This is a genomic window from Tunturiibacter empetritectus (genome assembly GCF_014201375.1).
In the GTDB taxonomy this organism is placed as follows: Bacteria; Acidobacteriota; Terriglobia; order Terriglobales; family Acidobacteriaceae; genus Edaphobacter; species Edaphobacter lichenicola_D.
The window spans coordinates 550,475-573,218 of sequence record NZ_JACHDZ010000002.1 but is presented as its reverse complement, the minus strand read 5'-3'; the positions used below and the strand labels follow the sequence as shown (position 1 = coordinate 573,218).

The following is a 22,744-nucleotide window of genomic DNA, read 5'->3' as shown; positions in this document are numbered from 1 at the left end:
CTCTCACTAGTTGATTCTCAAGTGGCAGTAGGGCCGGGATCAAACTATAGATCGACACAGGAGAGAGATATGCCGCTTAAGGATGTTTTGCTGGATGAGTTGCGCGATATGTACAGTGCGGAAAATCAGTTGGTGAAAGCGCTGCCCAAGCTCGCCAAGGGCGCGAAGAATGCGAAGCTCAAGGAGTTGTTTGCTGCGCATCTGGAAGAGACCAAGGGCCAGGTAGAACGATTGAAGGAGGTCTTTGGGCATCTGGAAGCGAAGCCGACCGGAGAGCACTGCAATGGGATGGAAGGCATCGTTGAAGAGGGCAAAGATGCTTTGGAGAAGGACGAGGAGGGCGCGTCGTTTGATTGCGGTTTGATTAGCGCAGCGTTACGGACGGAGCACTATGAGATCGCGGGCTACCAGGCGACGATTGCCATGGCCAAGACGCTGGGGATGCAAGATGTCATCGACCTGCTGACGGAGAATCTGAATGAGGAGCTGGCAGCGGCAGCGAAGATTACCGAGGCCGCACAGCCGATTCTGAGGCTGAGTTCCGAAGAGCCGGAGCATAAGAAGAAACCCAAGTCTGCCAAGGAAAAGTACTCGGCACAGAAGAGCCGTGAAGATGAAAACCAGGCGGCTGCGGGTTTGAAGAGACGCGCTTCTTAGGCTGGGTAAGAACTCTCAGAGAGAGCCTCGCCGCTGCGGGGCTTTCTTTGGGACAACATCGGTTTTGAGCTTCGGTTGGATTATCTGCGAGAGTGCCTCATGTGGTTAGCCGGTTGATCTGTCGTCCCTCTGCATCGAAGTTTGCGGGATCGAGCCAGCGTTCAAAGGCGCGCTTGCGGTTTGGCCACTCCGTATCGAGTATGGAGTACCAGGCGGAGTCGCGGCTGCGCTTCTTTATTACCATGTGCTGACGGAAGATGCCCTCGAAGGTGAACCCGAACCGCTCGGCTGCTCGCCGCGAAGGGAGATTGAGCGCATTGCACTTCCACTCGTAGCGTCGATAGCCCAACTCCTCGAAGACATATCGCGCCAGGAGATAGATGGTTTCGGTTGCGGCACGCGTTCTTTGCAGCTCGGGAGAGAACAGTATGTTGCCGACTTCGATGACACCGTTGGGCGCGTCGATCCGCATGAGGCTGGCGTAGCCGGCGGCGCTTTGTGTTTGCCCCGGGGGCTGTCTGGAGGTCTGTTTGGGTAGGACAGCGAAGAAGCGGGAGGCGGTATCGTTCTCTTTGGCGAGGAGAGCCTGAAGGCAATCCTTTTCGCAGGTATAAGGGCCGTCGCCGAGCCACGCCCAGACGGAGTTATGACCGTTTACAGCGGACCAGATTGCGTGTCCGTGGTGTGCGGCTGTGAGTGGTTCGAGCCGAACCCATTGGCCGTCCAACACGATGGGTTGAGGCCGGTGTGCGGGCTTCCAGCCTTCCAGGTTGAGAGTGGGCTCAGACACGGGATCATGATAGCAGTGGAGGCGTGCAGGTTTTGCGCGCGGCTAGCGAGATTGGAAAGGAAAAGGCACGGCTTGCGCCGTACCCGTCTTCTAGTTTACCGGGTGAAAGCCGACCAGAACCGTGACGAAGATCACTCCAAAGAGAATGACCAATAGGGGCCACCAACGATCCACCCAAGACATCGACTCAGTTGACGAACTCATCTCATATCCTCCGTTAGCTACCTTCAAATCCTAAACGAGAACCGGCGTCGGGTTCAATTCTGCTCTTCGGGATTGCGAGGATGAGGGGCTGAAAGACTCCACGTGCCGGGGATGTATGCAATCTTTGTAGTTGATCTCAAAGCTTGAGGCGGGATGCCGTCGAAAAAAGTCAGCCACTGAGGCGGCCAGCACTTAGATTTGTAGAGTGTCAGTTTGTATGCAGGAGTCTTGAATGAAACTCGCGATCCCGGTTGCCTCTGCTCTTTTATTCCTCTCCGTATGGTTGCCTGCCTCTGGCCAGAGTGCAGAGACAACGGGTGCTTCCGGCGACAGGTCGGCTATTTTGCGGGAGTATGACCAGGCCATCGATGAGGTTGCCGAACACGCCATGCACTCGGTGGTGCAGATAGAAGTTACCGGCTTTGGAAAACCGGAAAGCAGCGACGACGATGCGGATCCGACGACTTTGCAACGACAGCGCGTGATTGGGTCGGGGGTTATTGTCGATCCGGACGGCTATATCGTGACCAACAACCACGTCGTCGCGGGTGCGCTTCGCATTCGCGTGATCGTTGCGCCGACGACCGTGGAGTTGGTAACGTGGCACACGCAACTGGCGAATCCGCAGCGCGTCTACGAAGCGAAGTTGATCGGCACGAATCGATACGCCGATCTTGCGGTCATCAAGATCGAGGCTCACGACCTTCCTGCGATTGCGCTGCCGGAGCCGTTTCACGTGCGTTTGGGACAGACCGTGATTGCGATTGGATCGCCGCAGGGGCTGGACCATACGATCACCAAGGGAATCATCAGTGCGGTGGGCAGACAGCCCGAGTTGGATCGCCCGATGGTGTACGTGCAGACCGATGCGCCGATCAATCCCGGCAATAGTGGTGGACCGCTGATCGATCGCGACGGCAACTTGATCGGGATCAACACCTTTATCTATAGCTCTGGAGGCGGAAGCGAGGGCTTGGGATTCGCGGTTCCCGAGCCTGTAGTTCGCTTTGTGTACTACGAGTTGAAAGCGCACGGATTTGTACCTTCGGTTTCAATTGGAGCGCATGCGCAGGCGATCACTCCTGACCTTGCCGCGGGCCTGAAGCTGACTCAAGATCATGGCGTGATCTTCTCTGATGTGGATATGGGTGGGCCGGCCGCAGCAGCGGGGCTGAAACCTGGCGATATTGTGGAGATGATCGATGGCGTTCCAATCGACTCGTTTCCAAAGTACACGGCATTTCTCTATGTGCACACGCGGGGAGCGCCGCTCCGTATGGTGGTGTCACGCGTCGGGAAGCAGATGACACTCTCGGTCAACGCGGTTGATTCGCTTCCGATGGTGGATAGCTTGTCGGATCTCACAAATCCGAAGAAGGATCTTATTCCCTCGCTCGGCATCTTTGTGGTCGATCTCAATGATTTTATCGCTGCGGCTTTGCCTGGACTGCGCTCGAAGCGTGGGGTTGTGGTGGCCGGCGTTCTATCGGGAGAGCCTGCTACGCTCGCCTCGCTTGAGGTAGGGGACGTAGTCCGCGCGATCAACGGGAGGCCGCTGAATACCACCGAGGAGTTGCGGCAGCAGCTTGCAAACTTCAAACCGGGAGACTCGGTAGCATTAGAGGTGGAACGCCAGTCGGTCTTGCAGTATGTGGCCTTTGAAGTGGAGTAGCAGGTATTTCGCTGATCGCCTGGCAAACAGCTCGGCTGACCGGGTGGTGATGGTGGTGATCCTTAGCCTATTGGCATAGCCTCGCCCATGTTCCTGGCCCACCTTGCATTCCATTGCATGTACGGGGAGAAGAGTTATGCCACAAGGGTTCGAATGACCTTTCATCACAAAAAGAAAACGCAACACGACTGTGCGCGACAGGATAATATTTAGCGAAATATTCGACATAGTTTTCCTGGGGCCTAGCGTTGAACGATCCGGCTGGTGCGTCTCTGCTTGAAAGATTTTCGATCTCTCTGTTAGGGGAGTTGGAGAGCGGCCCTCGTGCGCGGATTTTGTCGCTCGGCATCTCCGATCTGTTGCCGGGGTCTTCGATTCTTGTGTATCTGCTCGACAGCAAAAGGGCGGCCTGGATGTTGAAGGCCGCCGTAGGCGATGTGTCCGTCGACCGGCGTGGGATTCCATTCGATTCGGGAGGCCTTGGTGCCGTGGCAACGGAGCGCACGATTCTGCAATTCAGCGCCGAGGATTTGAGTCGAGAAGACTTTGCGCATCTTGATATTCGCCAAAGCTTTAGTTCTCTTACTTATATCCCTGTCTTACTTCAGGAAGAGTTACTGGGCTGCGTTGAGATTGTTAGTTTTTCTGAGCCACCTACGGAGGGGGTGCTCGAAACCGTCGTAGAGTTGACCGACAGTGCGGCGGTTGCCTTCGGCGCAGCTCTGCTTTATGAGTCGGAACGAAATGCCGGCCTGGCTTCGGTGCTTCGGCTCACGCAACTTTACGACATTGAAAAAGTGTTCAATGCGACGCTCGAGATGCAGGAGCTGCTTCCTGTGATCTGCGCGAAGGTGCAGGATCTCGTGGGAGCTACCGTAGTCAATTTGTGGATGGTCGATCAAGACGATCTGATGCTGATACAGCAGGCTGGCGAGGATTCGGCCGCGGGAGTGGGAGATCGCCAGGTGGCGGGTGAGGGCATCGTGGGAGATGTCGGCGAGACCGGCGAAACCGTTTTGTTGCAGGGAGACGACGATGCGTTGCAACAGCGGAATCTGCGATCAACAGAGGCCGCGGCAAGTTCCTTGATGGCTGCACCTTTGGTGAAAGACGAGACCTTGACCGGCGTGCTTGAGGTGGTCAGCTATGATCCGGAGTTTCGCTTCAGCGATGACGATCTCTTCACGTTGACGCAGGTGGCCGAATCGGCGGCGCAGGCGCTGCATAACTCTTCTCTTTTGCAGGCAGAACGAAAGATTGAGATTCTTCAAACGCTGGTTAGCGTGAGTCAGGAGATAACTTCCACGCTGAATTTGCAGCGGGTCCTGCAGGCTATCGTGAATCAACCGCAGCTTGTGATTCCGTATGAGCGCGCGGCGATTGCACTGGAACAGAGAAACAGAGTTACGGTTCAGGCTGTCTCCGGGGTGACAAAGCTGGATCTTTCGAGCCCGGAGGTCGTGTCGCTCAATGGCCTGCTCAGTTGGGTGGCGGGGTTGGAGACGGAGGTTTATGTCACGCAACATGAGGAGGAGATCAGCGATACGCGGCCTGAGACCCGCGAGAAATTTCGGCGCTACTTCGAGACGACTGGTTCGCGCAGCTTCTATGCCATCCCTCTCGGAGATGACGAAGGCACCCTAGGAATACTGTCGTTTGAGAGCTCCGATCCGGATTTTCTGACTACGCTGCACTTTGAGATCATCAAGATTCTGGCGAGCCAGGCGACTCTTGCCTTGCGGAATGCTTCGCTCTACAAGGAAGTTCCGTTTATTGGCATACTCGAGCCTCTCATCGAAAAAAGACGCCGCTTTATGGCCATTGAGAAGCGTCGGCGCGCGCTGATTTTGACCACGTGCGCTGCCGTGCTGCTTGCGTTGATCCTGGTGCCGTTTCCGATGCGGGTTGTTGGACAGGCGCAGGTGAGCCCGGCCCAGACTCAATATGTTCACGCGGAAGAAGACAGCGTGGTGCAGAAGGTCTTCGTGCATGAGGGAGACACGGTGCTGCCTGGAACTCCGCTGCTTCAAATGACGGATTGGGGTCAGCGGGCGAGTCTGGCTGCGGCACAGGCGAAGTACAACACGGCGATGGCACAGATGACTCGCGCCCTGATTGACAACGATGCGACGGTTGCGGGGCAGCATCAACTTGAGTCGGACTATCTGCACGGTGAAGTGACGCGGTTGAGCGACAGGCTCTCTCGAACGACGGTCCATGCGGAGATAGCGGGCGTTGTTGCGACGCCGCATGTCGAAGATCTTGTCGGGAAAAAACTGTCGAGCGGAGATTCGCTGGTGGAGTTGGTGAGCACGGAGAACGTGGTCGTGGATGTCGCGGTACCGGAGCGGGATGTCGAACTTCTGCGGACCGGCGCGCCGGCCAATATCAAACTGGAGTCGTTCCCGACCGCAACCTTTAACGGGACGGTTAGTGTGGTCAGCCCATCGGGCAAAGCTATGGGCGACGTCCATGTCTTCTTTGCGAGAGTAGCCGTACCCAATCCGAAGGGTGATCTGAGGCCGGGAATGCAGGGTCTCGGAAAGATTCGAGTGGGGATGCGCCCGTTGGGATATGTGCTGTTTCGTGATGCGGCTCTCTGGACATGGTCGAGGCTTTGGAGTTGGTTTGGCTGGTGAGGATCGAAATGAAGCATCTCTTTGCGGTGATGATTGCGGCGTCTGTCTTGTCGATGTGTCTTGGTTGCGCTCCGAGTACAGCTCAACTGCCCGCCGTGCAGGGAGAGGGAACGCGCACCAGGCAGACATCAGCCCCTCAGCCCGCGAAGAGCGTGGCGCCGCCGCACGAGCTGGTCGTTAGCGGTCCTATTACGCTCGAGCAGCAACTCGATATTGTGGCTCTTCGAGCTGGAGTGATCGTGACTCTTCCGGCCGATGTGGACACCGTGGTGCAGAAAGGTCAGTTGATGGCGGGGCTCGATTCGCGCCAGTTGGAGGCGGATCGCAACACGGCCAAGTTTAGAGTCGAGAGTCTTGAAGCAGACCTGAAGAACTGGCAGTCTGAACTGCAGGTTCGCGAGACCGATATGCGTCGGGCGGAGGCGATGCATAAGGAAGGAATCACGACCCAGGAGGCCTATGACCACAGCCGCTACGAGGTTGCCGCAAGCCAGTTTGAAGTGGAGCGGCAGCGCGGGGAGATGCTGAGCGCGAAGGCCAACCTGCAATCGATTGATCTGGAGTTGGAGAAGACAAAGTTCGTTGCGCCTTTCAAAGGGGTGGTGGCGCAACGCTATGTGCGGCTTGGTCAATATGTAACGACCGGAGATAAGCTCTTTCGCGTGATGGGCGCGTCGCCGCTTGAGGTGCGATTCACTTTGCCCGGGGCAGAGGCAGCTCTGCTGAAGCGGGGGGAGGTGGTGACTGTATCGTCTACGCCCGAGTTCCAGCAGACGACCGATGCGACGGTGACACACGTGAGTCCCGTCGTCGACCCTGGCAGCGGCACGATTGAAGTGACTGCCGTTTTGAAGAATCGGCTGCCGGGACTTATCCCAGGCACGGTCGCCTCGGTACGGATTGCGAGATGAATCTCGCCGAAGCATTCAATGCGGCGCTGCCCGATCTCCCTTCACGCAGAAGCCGGAGCACACATCCGAAGCTGGATCCTGCGCTGGTGTTCCGCGAAAATGTGGAAGATGGGGCGCCGATTATTGTTGCGCTCATTCGCGGCACGGACAAGATCTATCGATTTAGCCCAGAGCAGTGGCGAATTGTGGAGTTGTTCGATGGAACACGCTCGTACGAAGAGGTAGCGGCGGCCCATGCGGAGCTTTATGGCGTGGTCTATAGCACGGATGATCTGAAGGAGTTCGCCGGCGGCCTGGATGACGCGGATTTCTGGTACAAGACACCGCTCGAAAAAAATATTGCGCTGCAGCAGAAGCTTGAAAGCAGCAGGCATCAACATACCAATCGCAAGTCGAAGTGGGGTGACATCTCGCACATGCAGTTCTCTGCGTGGGATCCTGACCGATACTTCAATTGGATCTATCCTTACTCCCGCTGGCTCTACTCACGATGGTTTACTGGGCTTACGCTGCTTCTGTTCGGATTCATGACGGTTTTGTTCTTCGCGAACTGGGCTCAGATTGGTCGAGATACCGTTCAGTTTTATACGTTCACGGAGAAGAGCGCATCCGATCTTGCGGAGTTCTGGATTCTGTTTTTGATACTGGGGTTCTTTCATGAGTCCGCACATGGGCTGACTTGCAAACACTACGGAGCAGAGGTCCATGCGATGGGCTTTCATCTCATCTTTCTGACTCCAGCATTCTTCGTTGATGTGAGTGAAGCCTGGGTCTACGCGAACCGCTGGCAACGTCTGGTTACGATCATCGCCGGGATATGGGTGGAGATGATCTTCTGTGCCATTGCGACGATCGTGTGGTGGGGGACGCCTGCAGGAAGCGACGCGCACGATCTTGCGTACAAGATCATGCTGTTGACGGGTGTCGCGGTGATCGTTGTGAATATGAATCCGTTGATCAAGCTGGACGGCTACTACGCTTTTTCCGAGGTGATTGGCTTCTCGGATATCAAGGAGAAGTCGACGGCGTACCTTTCGAGTCTTGTAAGGGGAAGCATCTTTCGGCTTCCTGTCGAGGTGGAGTATGTACCCAGGCGCCGGCGTTTCGGCTATCTTCTGTATGCCGTCCTCTCTGGCGTTTATAGCTACAGTCTTCTGTACACCGTGATACGTTTCAGCCATAACGTCTTTCTGAAGTACAGCCCCGACTGGGCGTTCGTGCCCGCTCTGGCTCTAGCAGTGGTCATCTTTCGCTCGCGTATTCGCATCTTTCTGAGGTTCGTTCAAACTGTGTATCTGGACAAAAAAGACCGGGTTCGATCGTGGTTCACTGCCACTCGCTTTAGTGTGGCTGCGGCTGTTCTTCTGGCTCTTTTGTTCGCACCCGTCCTGCACGAAACAGTAAGCGCCAGGTTTGTCCTGGAGCCAAGCCGGCGCGAGGTTGTGAGAACGATCGTTCCCGGCCGGGTTGCAGAGGTGCTGGTTGCTGAGGGGCAGAGCGTTATTGTTGGGGAGCCCTTAGTCAGAATGCAAAACGCTCAGGTAGATGCCGGGCGTACGAGATCACAGGAGGAGTTCACTCTTACCGGTGTGAAACGGGTGCAGGCTCAGCTAACGCAGGCTGATCTTAGCTCTGTGTCGCAGGAACATACGCGCGCGGGAGTAGAGCGAACCATCGCACAGGAGGAGACCGAACAGCTTGCCCCGAGCGCGCCCATAGCGGGTACGGTGATGACGTCGCATCTGCGGGATCTCGCGGGCACGTACTTGGATGCCGGTGCCACGATTGCAGAGATAGGCGAGACCGAAGAGATGCGGGTTCGGATGTTTGTCCTGGAATATGCTGTGCCGCGAGTGCAGAACGGGGCCAAGGTTCATCTGCTGGTGGATGGGCGATTCTCACCGGCTACCACTCGCCTGGAGTATATGCAGGCGGCACCGGAGGCTTTGGCGGCCGCGCTCGAGGGGCCTAAGAGCGGGAAAGAAGACATCCTGAAGTACTATGTCGCCGACGCATTGATACCCAACGATGGCACTCTGCACGATGGCATGACTGGAACGGCAAAGATCACGGTACAACGTCGAAGCGTCATGGGTCTCATCGGCAAAGAGCTAAGGGAGTTTTTCGATCGGAAGATCTGGTAAGGAGAGCTTAACGAGAAAGAGGAAGAGCCGTAACTCTTCCTCTTTTCCGTACTTCGATAAGAGAACCACGAACAGACATCCAAAGAAACATCGTCGGCCTAAACCGAAAAGCGTGCAATCAAATCTGGTCAGAGAGGCCCAATTGGCAGATATCTGCTTCTATAACTCCACCGCTCTCTTGGAGAGAGAGATCTGCTTGGACAGGGTGGCCTGTTTGGAGAGCGAGACCTGCTTGGACAGGTGGGCCTGTTTGGAGAGCGAGACCTGCTTGGACAGGTGAGCTTGTTTGGACAGGGAGACGCCGCCAGCGGCCTTCTTCGCCAGCATGACACGGCTGGCCACTGGAGCGTTCGATACCGACACGTCGGACTTTGCGCTCTTGGTGGCTGGGGCAGACTTCTTGGTTGACTCGAGGTTGCTGATCAATGATTTCTTCTGGATAGCCATGATGTGTTTCCTCCGAATGTCTGAATCAGCTAGTGGCTGTTGCCATACATGATTGCAATCCCCGTGCCAAACGCTAAGGAACTCGTTCCACGCGAAAACTAGGTGATTTGTGGGGTCTCCTGCACTGCCGATGTCTTCTATGTCTCCAGGAGCCTGCGCCTAGGGGCAAATTTAACCCTACGGGGGTTAAATTTCAACCCTCCTGATTGAGCTGATATTTTCGGCAGAGGTACTTCATCTTTTCCTTGGAGATCTGCAACAGGGTGGCCGCTCCGTTCTTGGTGCCAGCCCTGCGTAGTGCCGCCGTGAGATAGGCGACTTCGATACGGGCCAGCTCATCGTCGAGATCGAGGCCGTCCGCAGGCACCAGGATCTCGTCCTGTTTCGCCGTATTCTCGTAGATCACCTTATCCGGAAGATGGTGAACTTCAATCAGATCGCCGTCAACCATGAGGGCCAGGCGCTGGGCTAGATTTTCCAGCTCCCTTACATTGCCCGGCCAGGTGCTTGTCTCCAGAACCTGCAAAGCTTCGGGCGAAAAACGCTTCTGCGGCAGATCTCCTGCCGTGCAATACATCCTGAGATAGTGGTCCAGCAGGAGGGGCACATCTCCTGTCCGCTCCCTCAAGGGTGGAAGGAAGACGGGGATGACGCAGATCCGGTAGTAGAGGTCTTCACGAAACTGACCCCTCTTTACCATCTGGTCCAGATTGTCGTTGGTCGCGGCGATCAGCCTGAAATCTATCTTTCGCGGGCTTTTGCCGCCGATTCGCTGGACGACCCGCTCCTGGAGCACGCGCAGCAGCTTGCTCTGGAGCGGCAGGCTGAGCGAGCCGATCTCGTCGAGGAATAACGTTCCGCCGTCGGCTAGTTCGATCTGTCCGGGATGGGCGGCGTGAGCCCCGGTGAAGGATCCTTTTTCGTGGCCGAAGAGCTCGGACTCCATCAGGGTCTCGGGGAGGGCGGCGCAGTTGACGCTGATCATGGGCTGGTTGCGGCGAGGGCTCAGGGAGACGATGGCGCGGGCGGCGAGTTCTTTTCCGGTTCCGCTCTCTCCGCGCAACATGACGGTGCTGTTGCTCGATGCCACGCGGCGGAGGATCTCATAGACGCGTTGCATGGCTTCGCTTCCGCCGATCATCTCGCAGAAGGTGCTCTTGCGGGCAATCTCGCTGCGCAGCTGGTTTGCTTCGAGCCGCTCGCGATGGCGGGTGCCCGCCTCCAGCAGATACTCTCGGAGTTCGGGAAAGTCTACCGGCGCGAGGAGGAACTCGTCTCCGCCTGCTTTTTTTGTGCGCTGGCGTGCATTTCGCAGAGGGGTGCGCGAGATGGCGAGGCATAAGATCTGCGGCGCGGCGGCACGCACGGATTCGATGTAAGCGAAGACGTCGGTGCCGGTGGGAACGATCGTGTCGAGATCGATGACGACGATCTCGGGGGTTTGCTCTGCGAGGCTTTGGAAGAGGGCTACCGAGTCTGGAGCCATGCGGATGAAGAACGCAGGTGCCAGCTCCTGGCCGATATCATGGAGGGCCGCGTCATCGCTGGTTGCAAAGAGCAACTTTAGTCCGTCATGGAGTCCTGCTGCAGTTGCAATCGATGCCACGCACAGCCTCAGTTGGAAAGAGTTCTTTCGACATTACAGCAAAGCTGGAATTATTCGGAAGTTCTCTTATAAATGATCTGGTTAGCGGACGATTTGGAAGGTGCGGCCCCAGCGGGCGAAGTCGACTACGGAGTCGATTTTGCCGGGGTGGCGGCGGGTGGGAGTGGCGGTGGCGGATTGGGCTATGCTGGCGCCGGTGCCGTCTGTGTCGTCGGCTTCGTGGGTCTGGAGGGAGAAGTAGATGACGAGGGGTTTGCCTACGATGGCTTCGCGGGGGACGAAGCCCCAGTAGCGGCTGTCTTCGCTGTCGTTGCGGTTGTCGCCGAGGACGAAGTAGTTGCCGGTGGGGATGATGAGCTCGTTGTTTTCGATGAGGGAGCGCATGCGGATCCACCAGTGGGAGTCGATCTCGGGATCGGCGCTGTGGAGGCGGGGAAAGTTGTCGCGGAAGTTATCGGGCGGGCTGGGGCGGTAGACGGCGTAGGGCTCGGTGAGGGCGTGGCCGTTGATGTAGACGCGGCCATCGCGGAGGCGGAGGTGGTCGCCGGGGAGGCCGATGACGCGCTTGACGAGGTGGAGGGAGGCGTCGACTGGGTCGTGAAAGACGATGATGTCGCCGCGGTGGATGGCGGCGGCGGGGAGGAGGGTGCCGGCGCCGTCGGGGGCTGCGGCCTGCTTGTCGACGAGGAGGAAGTCGCCGACGAGTAGGGTGGACTCCATGGATTCTGAGGGGATGCGGAAGGGCTGCACGCAGAAGGTGATGATGAAGATGGCGATGACGATGAGGTGCAGAAGGGATTGGAGGGCGGTGAAGACGCTGGGCCTGTCGTGATGGACCGGGTGGCGGCGGTGAGTGGGGTTCGGAGCAGGCTTGCGCGATTGCGGGGCGCCGGTGGTAGTGAAAGGGCTGTGTGTGTCGGGATGGCTGGAGACGACGGCGGGTTGGGTCATTCGACCACCTCCGCGGTTACGTCGAGGGCGGCTGCTTCGGCGACCATGCGGGCTTCGGCGATGAGACGCTCGAAGGCGAGGCGGGCTGCGGCTTGTTGCGCTTGTTTCTTGGTGGAGCCTTCAGATTCGGCGAGGGCGCGGGAGCCGCCGGATTTGTCTTCGATGCGAACCTCGACGCGGAAGCGTTTTTGGTGGTCGGGGCCGCTCTGGTCGGTGAGGACGTACTGCGGCTGGCCTGCGCCGGTGGCTTGAAGATGTTCTTGCAAGGCGGATTTGTGGTCGCCGATGGCGCCGCTGAAGGTCTTGCTGCCATGAAGCGCAAGGTTGAGGTCGGGGAGGGCGGGCTCGATGATGTGTCTTTCGATGAAGGCGCGGGCGGCGTCGAGGCCTCCATCGAGATAGAGGGCCGCGATGACGGCTTCGAGGGCGTTGGCCAAGAGGGCGGGTTTCTTGCGGCCGCCGCTTTGCTCTTCGCCACGACCGAGACGGAGGAGCGAGCCGAGGTCGATGCGGGCAGCCACCTCGCCGAGGTGGCTGCGGCTGACGAGGGAGGCGCGGAGGCGGGTTAGTTCGCCCTCGCGAGAGGCTGGGAAGCGGCGGAAGAGAGCTTCGGCGACGGCGAGACCGAGGACGGCGTCGCCGACGAACTCGAGCTGCTCGTTGTCGGCGGCCGGGTCGGGGAGGGTCTCGGGGTTGGTCTCGTAGGCGAGGGAACGGTGGGTGAGGGCCCAGGTGAGGAGTTCGGGACGCTGGAAGATGTGATCGAACAGGGCCGGGGGGGCGGCGTTCGACTGCGATCGTCCGGGCTTTTTGTGACGCGTCGTCATAGAACTTCCCTGCTCTACTTTACCGGAGGGAGACGGCCTCGTGCTAAGGGGTAGACGCTCGATGGTAAAGGAATGAAGCGGATTTCAGGGAAAGCTTACTCCTGCGGCAGGTGGTCGGGTGGATCCCTATGGTGCCAACGGGTTTGTCATGGCCATGGGCAGCGACTAGCAAAACAAAGACAGAAGCAGATCCCGGGATGACAAGCAAAAAAAACAACGGCAAGAGCAACGGCAATGCCCTAGTGTGGAGGCGGGGGGCGGTAGGCGTCTTTTTCGGCTTTGCCACTGGGGTCCAGCGGGGCGTCGTCATCTTCTTCTTGCTGTTGATGAGCGACTTTTGGCGCGACGAAAGGCTCCTTGATTCCCTTTTCGGCGGCTGCTTTGGTGTCGGGCTGGGCGTCGCGTACGGTGAGCGCGGCCTGGTACTCGGCAACGGCCTTCTTGCGATCGTCTTTGACGTCGTAGAGGCGGCCCAGGTAGATGTGCGACCAGGCGAGGGTTCGGGGGTCTTTGGAGGAGTCGAGTACCTCCTGAAAGTCGGCGAAGGCGGCTCCGGGCTGGCGCTGCATGAGGTTTACGCGGGCGAGGACGTAGTGGGCCTGGGCGTGGTCGCCTTTGGGATCGGCGAGAACTTTGTTGGCGATGTCGGAGGCGCCGTCGAGGTCGCCCCTGAAGATCTTCTCTTCGGCGAGTTGCAGGCCGGTGAGCTGCTGCGGGGCGCGGCGCAAGACATCGCGGCTGCCGGAGGGGAGGAAGGCGACCTGCTGGGCACGATGGCGCTCGCGCTCAACGTCCATGCCGTAGACCATCTCGCCCATGTACTCCTTGAGGCTGACGGACTCTTTCTCCATCTGACCGACCTGGTTGTAGAAGTACTCGGTGAGGACCCACCCCTGGCGCATGGCGAGATCGACTGCCTTGCGGCGGGTGGCTTCGGCTTCACGCTCGTAGGCGCTCAGGTCGGCGTTGTACTGCTCGATCTCGGCGCGCTGCTTGACCGTGGTGGGCTTGGTTGGCTTGGAGATGCCAACGTCCATGGTTCGGGCTTCGACAGCTTTGATGAGGCACTCGGTGATGAGAGGCACGATCTCAGTCTTGAAGGTGTAGTCGAGCGGCGCATCCTGAACGGCTTTGAGCAGAGGCTGGAGGCGCTCCATCGCGGAGGCGCGAGAGTAGACCAGAGGCTCGATCTCATAGTGAAGATAGCTGTGGCGGATGTCGTCCATGTGGACTGCGCCGAGGGGTTCGGCCGCGGGCGAAGTGACGACGATGTAGTCGTTCGAATAGATGCGGGCGTTGGTGGTGGAGGAAGAGAGCATGGGCTCGAGGAGAACGAGGAAGCGGCGCCCATCGTAGCTGCTAACCGGGAGATGGAGATAGACGTTGGTGTTGAGGATCGTTCGCGTGAGTGGGTCGTGGACGCGCTTGAGGAGGTCTTCGTACTCGGGACGATGTTCGACCCAGATGGCGTGGAGGTGTACGTCGTCGGCGAAGGTTCTGAGGAGCGGGAGGATGTTGACGACTTGGGTGGAGTCGGGCGGCAGCTCTGTTTCGCCGACGATGGGGGAGAGGCTTGGGGGCGGGGAGAGATAGAGAGCGAGCGAGATGTACTGGGCGAGGTTTAGGCTGGCGTCGTTGAGCGTGTGCTCACGGACATAGCCGCAGAGCGCGTCCCTGCTGGCGCGAGCTTCGGGGGAGGCGGCAACCTGCGCGTTGATGTCATCGCGAATTCTGAGGCGCACCGGGGCGGAGTTGGCGAGGTCGGCGTCGTAGCCGCAGACGTTTAGCGCAACGGCAAGATCGAAGAGGGGCTCGCTGGTTTCAAGCGTGATGGCCGAGCCGCCGGCTTCGGGTTGAGCGATGCGAGGCGCGGATTTGGTGGGGGGCTCCTTCGAGATGGTCGCGTCGGGATTGCCCTCAGAACTGCTGCTGGAGGAGCTTGATTGGGCTAGGACAGCGAGAGGCGCCAAGAAAAGCGACGACGCGAGACACACGGAGAGAAAGGCGGGATGGCGAGAGGAAGACGGTTTTGCTGAAAGGGACACGATATGGATTCGACGCTCCCGTGAAGTTTATGGGAGCGAAGGTGTGAGAGGCAACCTGTCCACGGAATGGGCCAATTCAGGAGAGGGGAGTTTCGCTAATTTTCATGCTGCGAATAAGGCCATCTTGCACAAGATAGATGTGTTGCACCATGTGATCGACGAAGACTTTGCCGGTGAGATCGCGAACGACCTGATGGACATGAACTCCGGTGCGGCCGTCGGGTTCGGAGGTGAAATCCGTGGGTTCGACCCGAGGGTCGAGGATGGCCCACTGGCGTGTCCAGTAGTCCCGCACGGCATGGTGGCCGTGGACGCGACCGCCCTCCATCGCGTTGGGCCAGTCCACATCGTGGTGCATGAGGTTGAGGACGGCGTCGATGTCGCGGGCGTTGAAGTGTTTGTAGGCGGAGGCGAGAAGTTCGCGGTCAGTCTGCATGGACTTTTACTTTTATTGGAGGGCGATTGGCTTTCTAGCCGCGGACGGAGATGCCTGAGAACGTCAGCACGACGCGCCCGCGCACCGGAGCACCGAAGACGCTGGCCGGCTGGAAGACGCTGGTCAATAGCTGGTCGACCACCTGGCTCTGGACCGCAGAACTCTCAGGGCCGGAGACGATGCGGTAGTCATAGACCTTCCCCTCTGAGTTCACGCTGGCCTCAACGACGATGACTCCGTCGTGATCGGTGAGGATGGCGTGCGGGTTGACCGAGGAGTAGAGATAGTGGGGAGAGGTCATGGCGCCGAGGGGCTCGTCGTTCGCCATCACGGGCTCCGGCGCAGCGAAGAGTCCGAGAAGAAGCGCGATGCTGCCGACGAGTGCGATGGTGCCCGCGAAACCTGCGGAGACCTGGAGAAGCATCGGACGAGCTGTGTTGTCCCACTTGAGGCTCACGGTATCGATCCAGTTCGATTTGCGTTTGGACTGCTCGTGCGAGATAGCAAGCCGAAGCCGAAGCGCCAAGTCAGCAGGTGGCTTGGCCGGGCCAACGGACGAGAGCGCGTTGAGGGTGGTTCGCCATGCGGCAAACTCTCGCTTGCAGTCGGCACAGCTCTCGAGATGGGATGCGATCTTCTGCATCTGCTTTCCGCTGACATCGCCATCGAGATACGCCGAGAAAGAAGATTGGCACTTCAGACAGGTCAGGGGGGTCATCGGGCCACCTCAAGCTTAGACGTCTGAGGGTCTATGGAAGTCGCAGAGTTGGTTGCAGCGAGGGCGCCGTCGGCGTTCAGGATTGCGCGAAGGGCGGAGCGGCCACGGGTGAGTCGCGACTTCACAGTGCCAAGGTTGACGTTGAGGATCTCGGCGATCTCTTCATAGGCGAAGCCTTCGATCTCGCGCAGGATGACTACGGTGCGAAAGGCCTCGGGTATCTGGCGAAGGGCGGCTTCGACGCGCTCGCGAACTTCAGCTTGAACGGCGTGGTCGAAGGGAGAGTCGGACTGATCGGCGAGTGTCGATGCGAGGCTGAGATGACTATTTTCCGCATCCGGATCGGACTCGAAGGAGGAGTCGATGGTGATCTCTTGCTTTTTGTGGCGAGACCACCATCGTCTCTGGTTGGAGGCTTCGTGGAGTGCGATGCGATAGAGCCAGGTGCGCAGGCTGGCTTCGCCGTGGAAGCCGCGAATGCTGCGGAATACCTTGATGAAGACTTCCTGGGTGATGTCGGAGGCGTCGGCCGGGTCGTTGAGGCTGCGTGCGATGAGGGAGTAGAGCGGCTGATGGTACTGCGCGATGAGCACAGCGAACGCCTCCTCGGAGCCGGCCTTGAGGTCAGCGATGAGAGCGACGTCTTCTGTGGTGATGCCTATCGCGCTGGCTAGATTGCCCACTATCGTGCCCGCCTGCATATCGGGTGTCCTTTACATTACGACGTGATGAATCGCTATGCAACTTTCGAGCGTGCGACACTCTAAAAAGGTGTTAGGAACTGCGCCGCCGGCGGCCGAGTGCTCGCTCACTCTATTAGCTTTAGACACCGGGACATGGGAGATAAGTTCCCGCGCACGTTGACTAATATCGCGCTCTCGGCCAGAATAGAAAGAGTACTTCCTGAGAGTGGGCCTGTGGCGCAGCTGGGAGCGCGCTTCCATGGCATGGAAGAGGTCATCGGTTCGATCCCGATCAGGTCCACCAACAAACCATACAGATTGAGTAGTTTAGCGTCATTGCCCGACAGCCTCCGGAAGCTCCAAGGGTGCTGTAGGGTGCTGAAGCTTTTTCGGGGCACCCGGAAGCATCATCTCCACGACCTTTGCGTTGGCGTCTCGCTTCTGCTGCGAGACCGCGCGGGTGTAAATATCGAGCGTCGTCCGGACGTTTGCGTGCCGCAATAGTTCCTGCGCCACCTTCACGTCTACCCCCATCGCCCGCAGGTTGGTTGCCAGCGAATGACGGAAGTTGTGCCAGCCGATAATCTTCCCTTCAATGCCCGCCCGCTTCACTGCCGGACGAATGTACCGCTTGAGCAGATTGTCCGGCCCCAGCGGTTTCGCTCCCTTGAGACGAAGCGACGCAAAGAGGAAGTCGGCTTCGCCCCGGTAAAGGGACTCCCGCTTCCACTCCAACAACGCTTGGAGCACTAAAGGATGCAGCGGAACAGGCTTCCGCGAGGCCGGACTCTTGCCATTCCCGAAGCGGTTGCGAACACATGAGCGAAGCACGTTCACTTCGAGCGTAATTGTGTTCACATCCGCCTAGGTCAGAGCGCACCCCGGAGCGCACCGGGTGATTTGGTTCGCACCCAGCTTTGTCCGCTTCACTCGGCCGGAAGAGGACACAGTCAGCCATCACAAAACCAGGCCCAGCCCAGATCAACAGACGTCAGGGTTTCACCCCCGTTTTCCACTATCGGTGAGCCGAGATAGGCGCATTGCATGTCCTGGAAGGTGATCCGCCGCATCATCACGAGTCGCCTCGCGACATTCGCGGGGAAAGACATTGATTGGAAGGTGGTCGTTGAGAAGGTCCGAGGTCTTAGTCAAGCAGACGTCAGCCGAGCCGCCGAGGACGCCGTCAAGCATGCCTTGCTGCAAGAGCAAAGTCACGTCACTACCTCCAGCCTGCTCTCAGCACTAGACGAACGGACCTCATCTTCAAAGAGCCTGGAATTATCCGAAACGACACATGCCTGAACTACCCCGGAATCGTGATCACATTTACGTGCAGGCGACGGGGCGACCGGAGCCATACATTTCTCCGGGAATGGCTCGTACTCCCCCGCCGCCAATCCGGGACCGGGAGGCACATGCGGAAGCTGTTTTGCAGTCCCTGAACACCCTCTTGGCGAACTCCACGCCGGACTGGAAGCTCGTAGAGTTCGTGATCCCCAATACAATCCTGAAGGCTTTTATCTCGAATTTCGCATGCCTCGTGGCTCGGAGAAGATCGTAGAGAAGCTGGAAGATCGCAGACAGAAGATTGAGCTGCTTTCGGTAACTGATCGCGGGCAAGATGGCATTTCCGCAACTGTTTTCGTGCCCATGCGGGCAGAACAATATTTTCTCAAGAAGATCGAGAGGTATCGCACTGAAGAAACCGCGCCTCGGCCAGCGACGGACACCAGACAAGCTACTGAAGGCGGACGGCCCAAGAATGAGGCGCTTGTCGCGCGAATCGATTCAATTGCACTCGGGGCCTTTCGATCAGTCCTAATGGACGATCCCGATGACCTTCCTGATGCGAGATGGTGGGAAATCTGGTTGCGGCGGGATAGTCATGAGGCGTTCGAGCAGATCGCCAGATTGCACGAACTGCGGACGTCCGCTGAAAGGATCAGCTTTCCTGAGCGAGAGGTTGTCTTAGCTTTCGGCACGCAAACTGAAGTTGGCCGCGTAGTGATGGAGTCGAATGCAGTTGCCGAAGTAAGGCGGGCCAAAGACACACCTTCCACGTTCCTGGCATTGCGAAATGATGAACAGGCGGCGGTAGTGGATGATCTTGTTCAGCGAATCACTGCGGCGGGTCCAGAAGCCATCGCGGTCTGCATTCTTGACAGCGGCGTGACACAAGCACATCCCCTGCTGCGACTCGGTCTCGACCCTGCCGATGTCCATGTCTATGACGCGAATTGGCCGGGGGGAGATAGCTCCGTATGGCGAGGACACGGGACCGCCATGTCCGGTCTCGCACTCTACGGCGACCTGGCCGAAGTATTAGGAGGTCATGATCCCATCCAACTTAGGCATCGACTCAGCTTCTGTACCAGAGGAGAACGATTGTCCGCACGGATAAAGATGCCGCTTCTACGCATCAATACACGCGTCGAGAGAGGCTTGACGGTGATCCCCGGCTGAACGACGATAGACGTGCGTGCAAGCAGACAGATACCAACCTTTTGTGCCACATACGTCAGTGCCTCCGGTGGTGCGAACGCATCTGCCACAACGTGAAGTTTGATACCAAACTCCCCGAAATGCTCTTCGATCTGTTGATGTAGCTGAGGCAATGGCTCTCTCGCTACGGCGATAATCGCCTCATCCTCTAGGTCGTGCGGGTAGATCGAAGGCTTCATCGTCAGTTTATGGGTGCTTGGAATGCAGGCGACTAATGGCTCTTCAAAGATGGGGTGTACCATCAGTTCCGGATTGGGGATGGGTAAGAAGCCAAAGCCCGCGTGAAGCGATCCCTCAAGCACGCGTCGGACTATAGCCGATGTCAATCCGCTGATGTGCTGGATGCGTATCAGTGGTGTGTCCTCAATGCCAATCTGGTTGACGAGTGCGATTAGCCTGGGTGAAAGATACGTCGAGTGTCCAATTAAGAATTGGTGCCTCCTGAGCGCTTGGCGCGCTAACGTCTTTTCTTCTGCTAGGAGCGCGTGCTCGACCGATCTTTTTGCATCTACCAGGAATAGCTCACCGTCCTCCGTAGGCATCAGATTGCCCTTCTTACCCTCGAAGAGTCGCACACCCAGCGTGCTTTCGACCACCTCGATCTGCTTTCTGACAGCCGAGGCCGTCAAACCCATTTCGCCAGCTGCAACGTCTATATCGTGCTTTTCCGCAACAGTTATGATAGCGACCAGATTGTCCAACTTTACCTTGGGACGTCGCATGCATGAATCTCCGCGTGAGTGCTCTGCAACGATCGTTCATAACAACTTAATTGCTCAACTATTTCGCACTTTGCGAACAAGCGTTAACTGCTTTTATCTATTTCTGCGTCGCTTGGTAACGTTTCCTTTCTCAAAATGACACTCGTTCCAGTTTCCGAATTCCATGTAGTTCATTCGGTGAGCCTGTTCCTTGATATTGGCGGGATTGCCCAAATCATAAGTCGGCGAATATCCTGTTGGTAGAACGTTTGTCAGTGGAGAGTTGAGATCCAATGTGTCAGACCCGCTGATCGACCAGCGGCGACGCAACGGCATACCTTGCAAGAATGCTCTCGACAGAAATTGCCTATTCAGGCCAGAAAAGCCTGCCAAGCCCGGTTGCTCGTTTCGGCGCGGATCAGTTGAACCCAGCACGCAAGCGCGATTTCCGCGGGCAGCAGTAGCAGACCTGCGCAGCTTTTGGCGAATGAAGCGATCCTCCATCAGTAATTCGGCGATTCGCGTGTAGACGATATAGCTGAAGGCTTCCAGTTCGACCCCCAAGAGGACGGTGCAGCGCCCATTACAAAATGAAGAGTTCCACCATCCACGATCTGTTTGTACGTTAGCACTGGAGCGTTCAGGGCTTGACCATTCATAGTGGCCGATTGGATGTAGATGTTGGAGCCAGAATTTCCGTCTGCGGAGATTACAAATGTTTTGCCGTTTGGCAGGTTGAGGCTAACCTTGCTAAACATCGGACTTCCTATCATGTAATCGCCTGAGGCAGGATTCACAGGATAAAAGCCCATCGCCGTGAAGACATACCACGCCGACATTTGTCCGCAGTCCTCATTCCCCTGAATCCCATCGGGTTGATTGGAATACGCAGACTCCGCTATCTTTCGAACGACGGCCTGGGTCTTCCACGGTTGTCCTCCATAGTCGTACAAGTAGCCAATGTGATGGCTGGGCTCGTTATCGTGCCTATTATGTCCCCCGTTGAAATGCTGGTCCAGTTTAGCGGTGAAGGGGCCCGCGCCCCCCATAAGCTCCATGAGCCCCGGGATGTCGTGCAGGACTGACCAGGTGTAGACCCAGTGATCTCCCTCCGTCCACCCGTCGTCGAGCTTTGCCCACGAACCATCGAAGTTTTTGCCCTGCATATATCCCGTGGAAGGATTAAACAGCAGTTTGTAATTGAGAGACCTCTAAATGTAAAAAGGTGCCTCGTCCTTCTTCCCTAACGCCATTGCGACTTGCGCCACTGCCCAATCGTCATAAGCATCTTCCAGAGTACTGGCGGCCGCTTCCGCAGTCTTATCTACCGGCACGTATCCAAGTTGCTTGGAATAGGTAAGCCCGGCGCGCGCCTCATAAGGCGTATGCTCCTCACGATCGAGCCATAGCCGCTTGGTGTCTCCGTCAGGAGGAATCATGGCATCTTTGGATACAGCGTCATACGCAAGCTTGTAATCGAACCCGTGGAATCCCTTGTTAATCGCTTCTGCAACGACAGCGTCAGCATGAGTACCTACCATGATGTTGGTATAAGAAGGATTTGGCCATTTCGGCATCCATCCTCCTTCCCGATAGTCCTGAAGAAGCGCGTTTACCATGCCATTGACACGTTCTGGCGCGAAAAGCGTGATCAAGCTATTTTCTGCCCGGAAGGTGTCCCATAGTGAGTACGCCGTATAAGAAATACCTCGGTGCACTTGATCATCAAATGCACTGTAATAACGACCATTTTCGGAAAACAACTTAGGGTAGAGGAGAGCATGGAAGAGGCCTGTATAGAAGATCGCGCGTTGATCCTTTGTTGCACCCTCAATAGTGACTATTCCGAGTTTTTGATTCCATACGTCCTTCAAGCCCTCCCGAACTGTCTCAAATTGCCAATCGGGTATCTCCGCCTTTAGATTTGCACGTGCCTGCTCGACACTTATAAACGAAGTCCCGACTTTTGCGGAGACATTCTTTCCCCGTTTCGGGCTGAAGCCAACATACGCACCGACGTTGCTATCTTTGGCAGAATGATTTTCCGGAGCTGCAGTCAAGCCTGTGTAGGTTCCGTATTTTTGAAACGGCTCGCTGAATTCGACTATAAAATAGCCTTTGAAGTGAGGGAGTGTAAAAGGACCGAGATTTGAATCCATTCGATCGGAGTTGTATCCCGTAACCTCGCGACGACTTTGATCCACTCTTATATATCCAGAAACCCCCTTTCGGCTTCCCTCAATCAGCACAAGCGGCTTGGCAGCCCGAGAGAAGGTGAAACGAAGATAACCGCAATGATCCGTTGCTGTGACTTCCGTTCGAATACGCTGAGAACGGCTTGCCCCTGTAAAAACACTGTAATAGTAGGGAGTAGCTATCTCATCTGCTCGCGAGAATACTTGCTTGCGGCTATCCGGTGTCAATTTCACTCGGCCTACTTCAGGCATGAGCGTCACGTAACCGTAGTCCCCATCCAAATCGCTGGCTGATGCGTTCCTATAAATCCCGAGATCGTTCTATCCTCATATGCATAAGAAGTGACGCTAATCTTGTTCTGACGGGTTTGTGCAGTCCAATTTGTCATGCCAAAAGGCATCGTGACGAGGGGCATTGTGCCCCCATACTCAGTGCCCCCGCCCCCCGTTCCAATGTAGGAATTAACCCAACCCACTGGCGAAAGATGACTCTGTTTTTTACTAGGCTGCTCGGCGAGCACCGGCACTTTGATCGGCACAGTCATAATTGTGCTGCAGAACAGAAGGACGGTGCGGGCAGAAACTACCCTTCGTCTGCTTATTAAGCAATTGCCGC

18 protein-coding genes, 1 tRNA gene and 2 pseudogenes are annotated in these 22,744 nt (G+C 57.3%); 8 read left to right on the top strand and 13 right to left on the bottom strand.

Annotated features, from left to right (window positions below; translation table 11 throughout):
• Positions 1–69: 69 nt before the first annotated feature.
• Complete coding sequence (locus HDF10_RS08435) at positions 70–657, top strand: YciE/YciF ferroxidase family protein (RefSeq protein WP_183812378.1); 588 nt, start codon at positions 70–72, stop codon at positions 655–657.
• A gap of 97 nt (positions 658–754) precedes the next feature.
• On the opposite strand, the gene HDF10_RS08430 is transcribed toward HDF10_RS08435, so the two are convergent.
• Entirely contained in the window at positions 755–1,447 is a 693-nt protein-coding gene (locus HDF10_RS08430; RefSeq protein ID WP_183812376.1) for a GNAT family N-acetyltransferase, read from the bottom strand.
• A 436-nt stretch (positions 1,448–1,883) separates the two neighbouring features.
• On the opposite strand from HDF10_RS08430, the gene HDF10_RS08425 reads away from it, so the two are divergent.
• The 4 genes from HDF10_RS08425 to HDF10_RS08410 all read left to right on the top strand — a co-directional run bounded on the left by HDF10_RS08425 (position 1,884) and on the right by HDF10_RS08410 (position 9,017).
• Positions 1,884–3,323 carry a trypsin-like peptidase domain-containing protein gene (locus HDF10_RS08425; protein WP_183812374.1) on the top strand — a complete coding sequence of 480 codons (1,440 nt, stop codon included), beginning with the start codon at positions 1,884–1,886 and terminating at the stop codon, positions 3,321–3,323.
• A gap of 248 nt (positions 3,324–3,571) precedes the next feature.
• A complete protein-coding gene (locus HDF10_RS08420; protein WP_183812372.1) occupies positions 3,572–5,962 on the top strand; it encodes a GAF domain-containing protein in 2,391 nt (796 codons plus the stop codon).
• 8 nt (positions 5,963–5,970) lie between these two features.
• Complete coding sequence (locus tag HDF10_RS08415) at positions 5,971–6,873, top strand: efflux RND transporter periplasmic adaptor subunit (protein ID WP_183812370.1); 903 nt, start codon at positions 5,971–5,973, stop codon at positions 6,871–6,873.
• Positions 6,870–9,017 (top strand): HlyD family efflux transporter periplasmic adaptor subunit, encoded by a 2,148-nt coding sequence (locus tag HDF10_RS08410; protein WP_183812368.1) that lies wholly within the window; start codon positions 6,870–6,872, stop codon positions 9,015–9,017. Before HDF10_RS08415 ends, HDF10_RS08410 begins: the two co-directional genes overlap by 4 nt.
• Before the next feature lie 159 nt (positions 9,018–9,176).
• Here the strand turns inward: HDF10_RS08410 and HDF10_RS08405 are convergent, their stop codons facing one another.
• From HDF10_RS08405 to HDF10_RS08370, 8 genes are all read right to left on the bottom strand, one after another.
• Positions 9,177–9,464, bottom strand: a complete 288-nt coding sequence (locus HDF10_RS08405; RefSeq protein ID WP_183812366.1) for a hypothetical protein — start codon at positions 9,462–9,464, stop codon at positions 9,177–9,179.
• Between the two features lie 193 nt (positions 9,465–9,657).
• Positions 9,658–11,070, bottom strand: a complete 1,413-nt coding sequence (locus HDF10_RS08400) for a sigma-54 dependent transcriptional regulator (RefSeq protein WP_183812364.1) — start codon at positions 11,068–11,070, stop codon at positions 9,658–9,660.
• Positions 11,071–11,151: 81 nt separating this feature from the next.
• Positions 11,152–12,021 carry a signal peptidase I gene (gene lepB, locus HDF10_RS08395; RefSeq protein WP_183812362.1) on the bottom strand — a complete coding sequence of 290 codons (870 nt, stop codon included), beginning with the start codon at positions 12,019–12,021 and terminating at the stop codon, positions 11,152–11,154.
• On the bottom strand, positions 12,018–12,848 hold the full coding sequence (gene rnc / locus HDF10_RS08390) for a ribonuclease III (protein ID WP_183812360.1): 831 nt from the start codon (positions 12,846–12,848) through the stop codon (positions 12,018–12,020). Before rnc ends, lepB begins: the two co-directional genes overlap by 4 nt.
• A gap of 239 nt (positions 12,849–13,087) precedes the next feature.
• Positions 13,088–14,818, bottom strand: a complete 1,731-nt coding sequence (locus HDF10_RS08385; RefSeq protein WP_221271544.1) for a hypothetical protein — start codon at positions 14,816–14,818, stop codon at positions 13,088–13,090.
• A gap of 151 nt (positions 14,819–14,969) precedes the next feature.
• Positions 14,970–15,329 (bottom strand): nuclear transport factor 2 family protein, encoded by a 360-nt coding sequence (locus tag HDF10_RS08380; RefSeq protein WP_183812356.1) that lies wholly within the window; start codon positions 15,327–15,329, stop codon positions 14,970–14,972.
• A 34-nt stretch (positions 15,330–15,363) separates the two neighbouring features.
• Entirely contained in the window at positions 15,364–16,047 is a 684-nt protein-coding gene (locus tag HDF10_RS08375; protein ID WP_183812354.1) for a zf-HC2 domain-containing protein, read from the bottom strand.
• A complete protein-coding gene (locus HDF10_RS08370; RefSeq protein WP_183812352.1) occupies positions 16,044–16,748 on the bottom strand; it encodes an RNA polymerase sigma factor in 705 nt (234 codons plus the stop codon). The genes HDF10_RS08375 and HDF10_RS08370 overlap by 4 nt, the downstream gene beginning before the upstream one ends.
• 210 nt (positions 16,749–16,958) lie before the next feature.
• On the opposite strand from HDF10_RS08370, the gene HDF10_RS08365 reads away from it, so the two are divergent.
• Positions 16,959–17,034, top strand: a tRNA-Ala gene (locus HDF10_RS08365).
• A gap of 29 nt (positions 17,035–17,063) precedes the next feature.
• Here the strand turns inward: HDF10_RS08365 and HDF10_RS08360 are convergent.
• Positions 17,064–17,561 carry a tyrosine-type recombinase/integrase gene (locus tag HDF10_RS08360; RefSeq protein ID WP_311732702.1) on the bottom strand — a complete coding sequence of 166 codons (498 nt, stop codon included), beginning with the start codon at positions 17,559–17,561 and terminating at the stop codon, positions 17,064–17,066.
• A gap of 213 nt (positions 17,562–17,774) precedes the next feature.
• Here HDF10_RS08360 and HDF10_RS08355 point away from each other — a divergent pair, with 213 nt between their 5' ends.
• A complete protein-coding gene (locus HDF10_RS08355; RefSeq protein WP_183812350.1) occupies positions 17,775–18,032 on the top strand; it encodes a hypothetical protein in 258 nt (85 codons plus the stop codon).
• Positions 18,033–18,263: 231 nt separating this feature from the next.
• Positions 18,264–19,028: pseudogene (locus tag HDF10_RS21365) on the top strand (S8 family serine peptidase); the annotation flags it as partial.
• A 32-nt stretch (positions 19,029–19,060) separates the two neighbouring features.
• On the opposite strand, the gene HDF10_RS08350 reads toward HDF10_RS21365, so the two are convergent.
• From HDF10_RS08350 to HDF10_RS08340, 3 genes and pseudogenes are all read right to left on the bottom strand, one after another.
• Positions 19,061–19,954, bottom strand: coding sequence for a LysR family transcriptional regulator (locus HDF10_RS08350; protein WP_183812348.1), 894 nt, complete (start codon positions 19,952–19,954; stop codon positions 19,061–19,063).
• Positions 19,955–20,047: 93 nt separating this feature from the next.
• Complete coding sequence (locus HDF10_RS08345; protein WP_221271596.1) at positions 20,048–20,497, bottom strand: hypothetical protein; 450 nt, start codon at positions 20,495–20,497, stop codon at positions 20,048–20,050.
• Positions 20,437–22,544, bottom strand: a pseudogene (locus tag HDF10_RS08340) (GH92 family glycosyl hydrolase). The gene HDF10_RS08345 and the pseudogene HDF10_RS08340 overlap by 61 nt, the downstream one beginning before the upstream one ends.
• Positions 22,545–22,744: the final 200 nt, after the last annotated feature.

Excerpts from the sequence above, each read along its gene's own strand:
- HDF10_RS08435 (WP_183812378.1), top strand. The coding sequence starts at position 70 with ATGCCGCTTAAGGATGTTTTGCTGGATGAGTTGCGCGATATGTACAGT.
- HDF10_RS08425 (WP_183812374.1), top strand. The coding sequence starts at position 1,884 with ATGAAACTCGCGATCCCGGTTGCCTCTGCTCTTTTATTCCTCTCCGTA.
- HDF10_RS08415 (WP_183812370.1), top strand. The coding sequence starts at position 5,971 with ATGAAGCATCTCTTTGCGGTGATGATTGCGGCGTCTGTCTTGTCGATG.
- HDF10_RS08410 (WP_183812368.1), top strand. The coding sequence starts at position 6,870 with ATGAATCTCGCCGAAGCATTCAATGCGGCGCTGCCCGATCTCCCTTCA.
- HDF10_RS08405 (WP_183812366.1), bottom strand. The coding sequence starts at position 9,464 with ATGGCTATCCAGAAGAAATCATTGATCAGCAACCTCGAGTCAACCAAG.
- lepB (WP_183812362.1), bottom strand. The coding sequence starts at position 12,021 with ATGACCCAACCCGCCGTCGTCTCCAGCCATCCCGACACACACAGCCCT.
- rnc (WP_183812360.1), bottom strand. The coding sequence starts at position 12,848 with ATGACGACGCGTCACAAAAAGCCCGGACGATCGCAGTCGAACGCCGCC.
- HDF10_RS08380 (WP_183812356.1), bottom strand. The coding sequence starts at position 15,329 with ATGCAGACTGACCGCGAACTTCTCGCCTCCGCCTACAAACACTTCAAC.
- HDF10_RS08375 (WP_183812354.1), bottom strand. The coding sequence starts at position 16,047 with ATGACCCCCCTGACCTGTCTGAAGTGCCAATCTTCTTTCTCGGCGTAT.
- HDF10_RS08370 (WP_183812352.1), bottom strand. The coding sequence starts at position 16,748 with ATGCAGGCGGGCACGATAGTGGGCAATCTAGCCAGCGCGATAGGCATC.
- HDF10_RS08355 (WP_183812350.1), top strand. The coding sequence starts at position 17,775 with ATGTCCTGGAAGGTGATCCGCCGCATCATCACGAGTCGCCTCGCGACA.
- HDF10_RS08350 (WP_183812348.1), bottom strand. The coding sequence starts at position 19,954 with ATGCGACGTCCCAAGGTAAAGTTGGACAATCTGGTCGCTATCATAACT.